General features: G+C 64.6%; 5 protein-coding genes. 3 read left to right on the top strand and 2 right to left on the bottom strand.

Annotated elements, in window-relative coordinates; genetic code table 11:
• Position 1: 1 nt before the first annotated feature.
• Positions 2 to 766, bottom strand: coding sequence for a ribonuclease PH (gene rph / locus B3C64_RS04150; protein WP_291533937.1), 765 nt, complete (start codon positions 764 to 766; stop codon positions 2 to 4).
• A 222-nt stretch (positions 767 to 988) separates the two neighbouring features.
• On the opposite strand from rph, the gene B3C64_RS04145 reads away from it, so the two are divergent.
• Together B3C64_RS04145 and B3C64_RS04140 are read left to right on the top strand one after the other, a co-directional pair.
• Positions 989 to 2,311 carry a nicotinate phosphoribosyltransferase gene (locus B3C64_RS04145; protein WP_291533935.1) on the top strand — a complete coding sequence of 441 codons (1,323 nt, stop codon included), beginning with the start codon at positions 989 to 991 and terminating at the stop codon, positions 2,309 to 2,311.
• A 31-nt stretch (positions 2,312 to 2,342) separates the two neighbouring features.
• Complete coding sequence (locus tag B3C64_RS04140; protein ID WP_291533933.1) at positions 2,343 to 3,353, top strand: aldo/keto reductase; 1,011 nt, start codon at positions 2,343 to 2,345, stop codon at positions 3,351 to 3,353.
• A 171-nt stretch (positions 3,354 to 3,524) separates the two neighbouring features.
• Here the strand turns inward: B3C64_RS04140 and B3C64_RS04135 are convergent, their stop codons facing one another.
• The gene (locus tag B3C64_RS04135; protein ID WP_414632159.1) at positions 3,525 to 3,839 is read right to left on the bottom strand and encodes a DUF3039 domain-containing protein; all 315 of its coding nucleotides are present in this window, start codon (positions 3,837 to 3,839) and stop codon (positions 3,525 to 3,527) included.
• Positions 3,840 to 4,000: 161 nt separating this feature from the next.
• Here B3C64_RS04135 and coaD point away from each other — a divergent pair, with 161 nt between their 5' ends.
• Complete coding sequence (coaD, locus tag B3C64_RS04130; RefSeq protein WP_291533930.1) at positions 4,001 to 4,495, top strand: pantetheine-phosphate adenylyltransferase; 495 nt, start codon at positions 4,001 to 4,003, stop codon at positions 4,493 to 4,495.
• The last annotated feature ends 110 nt before the right edge of the window (positions 4,496 to 4,605 follow it).

Genomic DNA, 4,605 nt, shown 5'->3' with positions numbered 1-4,605 from the left:
CTCAGTCGAGCGCGAGCGCGGCGCGCTGCGCGGCCTGCAGCTCCTTGTTGCCCTTTTCCGCGAGGTCGAGCAGCGTGTTGAGCTCGGCGCGGTTGAACGGACGGTGTTCGGCGGTTCCCTGGATTTCGATGAAATCGCCGGAGCCGGTCATGGCGACGTTCATGTCGGTCATGGCGTGGCTGTCTTCGATGTACGGCAGGTCGAGCATGGGCTTGCCGTTGATCACGCCGACGGAGACGGCGGAGACCCAATCCTTGAGCACGCGGTCGGCGGACTTGATGTGCTTGTTCTTCTCGGCCCAGTGCATCGCGTCCACCAGTGCCACGTAGGCCCCGGTGATCGAAGCGGTGCGGGTGCCGCCGTCGGCCTGCAGCACGTCGCAGTCGATCTGCACCTGGTTCTCCCCGAGCGCCTTCATGTCGACGACGCCGCGCAGGCAGCGTCCGATCAGACGGCTGATCTCATGCGTGCGGCCGCCGATCTTGCCGCGCACGGATTCACGGTCGGTGCGTTCCGCGGTGGCGCGCGGCAGCATCGAATACTCAGCGGTGACCCAGCCCAGGCCGGAGTCCTTGCGCCAGCGCGGCACGCCGGCGGTGAAGGTGGCGGTGCACATCACGCGGGTGTTGCCGCATTCGATGAGCACGGAGCCTTCAGGCACGTCCGTGAAATGGCGGGTGATGCGCACGGGGCGAAGCTCGTCCACCTTTCGTCCGTCCGCACGAATCACGGTCTGATCGCCCAGCATGTCTTTGATCGCTACCATCGCTTGCTCACTCTGCTTTCCATTGAAATCCACGATTTTCCAGTAACCGACACTATCACCATACGGCAACGCGCAATCCTCGCGATCGCCGGCGTCACGGCCGCTCCCCGGTCGCGCACGCCGCACATGCACGACGGAACGTATGATGGAACGAAATCGGCGGTTCGGCGCCGCGGCCAGCACCGCGCCCGTTGTCGCCAAAGGTCAGGAAAGGCTTCGCAAATGTTGGACTACTCCCCCGCTCTTATGACGGACATGTATGAATACACCATGCTTGACGCATGCCTGAAGGACGGCACCGCCGACCGCAAATGCGTGTTCGAGGTGTTCACCCGCCATCTGCCCCTGGGCCGCCACTACGGCGTGGCCGCCGGTCAAGGGCGCATCCTTGACGCTTTGGAGCGTTTTCATCTCGACGACAACGATCTGAAGTTCCTCGCCGACCGCAAGGTGGTCAGCCCGGAAACCATCAAGTGGCTGGAGAACTTCCACTTCTCCGGTTCCATCAAGGGGTACCGCGAAGGCGAGATGTTCTTCCCGAATTCGCCGATCCTGCAGGTCGAGGGCACATTCGGCGAATGCACGCTGCTGGAAACGCTGCTGCTGAGCATCCTCAACTACGATTCCGCCGTCGCCTCCGCCGCGTCGCGCATGGTCAGCGCCGCGAAGGACCGTCCGTGCATGGACATGGGCGGACGCCGCACGAACGAATGGGCCGCCGTCGCGGCCGCGCGCGCCGCGGTGGTGGGCGGTTTCCAAGGCACCGCCAACCTGCTCGCCGCACAGATGTACGGTCTGAAGGCCATCGGCACCGCGGCGCACTGCTTCACGCTGGTGCACGACGACGAGAAGAGCGCCTTCGAATCCCAGATCGCCGCGCTCGGCAAGAACACCACGCTGCTGGTCGACACCTACAACATCGAAGAGGCCGTGAAAACCGCGGTCGAGGTGGCCGGACCGGAATTGGGCGGCGTGCGCATCGATTCGGGCGACCTCGCCTCGCTGGCCCAGCGCGTGCGCAACCAGCTCGACGCGCTCGGCGCCACCAACACGAAGATCACCGTCACCAACGACCTCGACGAATACGCGCTGGCCTCGCTGCAGACCGCGCCCGTCGACTCATACGGCGTGGGCACCATGCTGGTCACCGGCTCCGGCGCGCCGACCTGCGCGATGGTGTACAAGCTCACCGAACGCGAGAACGCCGCGGGCGAGATGGAGCCGGTCGCCAAGAAGTCGAAGAACAAGGCCACCGTTCCGGGACGCAAGCTCGCGTTCCGCTCCTACGAATACTCGCTGGCCGACTGCGAGCACATCGTGTCCGGCTCGGAGGAGAAACTCGCCGCGTACCGTCCCGAGGAAGGGTGGAAGAACCTGCTGGTCGACTACGTCACCAATGGCGAGAACCACGCCGAATACCAAGGCCACGACGCCATCGTCAACGCGCACGACTACCGCGCGCAGGCGCTCGCCGAACTGCCGATCGGCGCTCAGAGCCTGATGAAGGGCGACCCGGTCATCCCGACCGAAATCACCGTGCTGTGACCCCGTCCGGCGAACAGCTCAAGGAGGAATCTTGCTCGAACCAACCACCGTATACACGCCGTCGTCGAAACGCTACGACGCCATGACCTACAACCATGCGGGCGACAGCGGACTCCAACTGCCGGCCATCTCGCTGGGATTCTGGCATAATTTCGGCGACACCACGCCATACGACGCCATGCGTCGTATCGTGTTCACCGCGTTCGACAACGGCATCACGCATTTCGACCTCGCCAACAACTACGGGCCGGAACCGGGATCCGCGGAAAAGAACTGTGGCCGTCTGCTGCGCGAATACTTCCGCCACCACCGCGACGAGCTCGTCATCAGCACCAAAGCCGGCTACGAGATGTGGCAGGGGCCATACGGCGACCTCGGCAGCCGCAAATACCTGCTCGCCTCGCTCGACCAGAGCCTGGAACGCCTCGGCCTCGACTACGTCGACATCTTCTACCACCACCGCATGGATCCGTCCACGCCGCTGGAGGAGACCATGGGCGCGCTGGCGACCGCGGTGGACAGCGGCAAGGCGCTGTACGTGGGACTGTCGAACTACGACGGCCCGACGCTCGAAAAGGCGAGCGCCATCCTCGCCGAGATGCATGTGCCGTTCGTCATCAACCAGAACCGCTACAACATCTTCGACCGCACGGTGGAGCGCAACGGGCTGAAGGAGACGGCCAACCGCCTCGGCAAAGGGCTGATCACCTTCTCGCCGCTCGCGCAGGGACTGCTGACGAACCGGTATCTCGACGGCATTCCCGCCGACAGCAGGATCGCGCACGATGGCAGGTTCCTGCACGCGGACGTTTTGACGGACGCGCGCCTGCAGCAGATCCGCGACCTGAACGACATCGCCAGGCGGCGCGGCCAGACGCTTGCGGAAATGGCGCTCGCCTGGCTGCTGCATGACGGCAAGGTCACGTCGGTGCTGGTCGGAGCCTCCCGTCCGCAGCAGCTGCTCGACGACATCGGCGCATTGCGCGACACGACGTTCAGCGACGAGGAGCTTCGGCGCATCGACGAGATCTCCCTGCGCTGAGCCTGCCATGCGCCATGGCGCTCATTCGGCGCGGTCCTCATGGCATTGCGACGCTCCCGACATCGCGATCCGCCGCGTCAAAACCATTCGGCCCGCATGCCGGCTGTTCCGTTCCCGATCGACGGGAACGGAACCCGGGCATGCGGGCCGAATCCGTACAACGCGTGGCGCTCAGAACGACGAGTTCATCATCTCGTCGTAGATGCGTTTGCAATCCGGGCAGACCGGATACTGGGAGGGGTCGCGCTTCGGCACCCACACCTTGCCGCACAACGCCACCACCGGACGCCCGGTGAGACGGGATTCCGCGATACGGTCGCGGGACACGTAATGCGCGAAACGGTCGGCATCCCCGTTGCCGCCGTCATCCAGCTTCGTCTCCTCCTCCGGACGCTCCAGAACGGCGGTGCCCGTCTCGGAATCCGGGTTGGAAAGCGGCGACACCGGATCGGCATCGTCCACGAAGCCACCGGAGAATCCGCCCATCCCATCAACAATCGCAAAAGCCATGATCACTCCTCATGCCGAGCCCGATATCGGCGCACGCCAGCCATGGGCGGCGCCCAACTGCCCTCCATCATAGCCGCGGACCCGGCCGGGGCCGAATATGCGCGGATACTTCGCGCAAGCGCGGTACGCTTGGAATTATGACAATTGCAGTTTGCCCCGGGTCATTCGACCCTGTGACCGCCGGCCACCTCGACGTCATCGAACGTTGCGCGCGCTTTTTCGACGAAGTGCATGTGGTCGTGGCGGTGAACGCGGCGAAAACACCGATGTTTTCCGAAAAGACCCGCGTCGAGATCATCCGCAAGGCGCTTCGGGAACACGGTTGCCGCAACATCGTCGTCGACTCGACCGACGGGCTCATCACCGATTATTGCAGGAAGGTCGGCGCGACGGTCATCGTCAAGGGACTGCGGCAGAACGGCGACTACGAGGCCGAACTGGGCATGGCGCTCGTCAACCGCAAGCTCGCCGGCGTGGAGACCCTGTTCCTTCCGGCCGCGCCGAATCTGGAGCACATCTCCAGCTCCATCGTCAAGGACGTGGCACGGCACGGCGGCGACGTCACGGGCATGGTGCCCGACGGCGTGGTTCCCCTGCTTGACGAGGCGCTGAACAACGAAAAGAGGGCATGATGGGTGAGGAAACAACCGATTACGATCCGCTCGCCACGAACGGCGAGTACGCCGACGACGACACGCCACCGCAGCCGATCGCCGCGACGAACGCGTCCGGCGGTTCCGCG

This window comes from Bifidobacterium sp. UBA6881, assembly GCA_002451435.1.
GTDB lineage: Bacteria > Actinomycetota > Actinomycetes > Actinomycetales > Bifidobacteriaceae > Bifidobacterium.
This window is presented reverse-complemented; position numbering and strand designations above follow the sequence as displayed.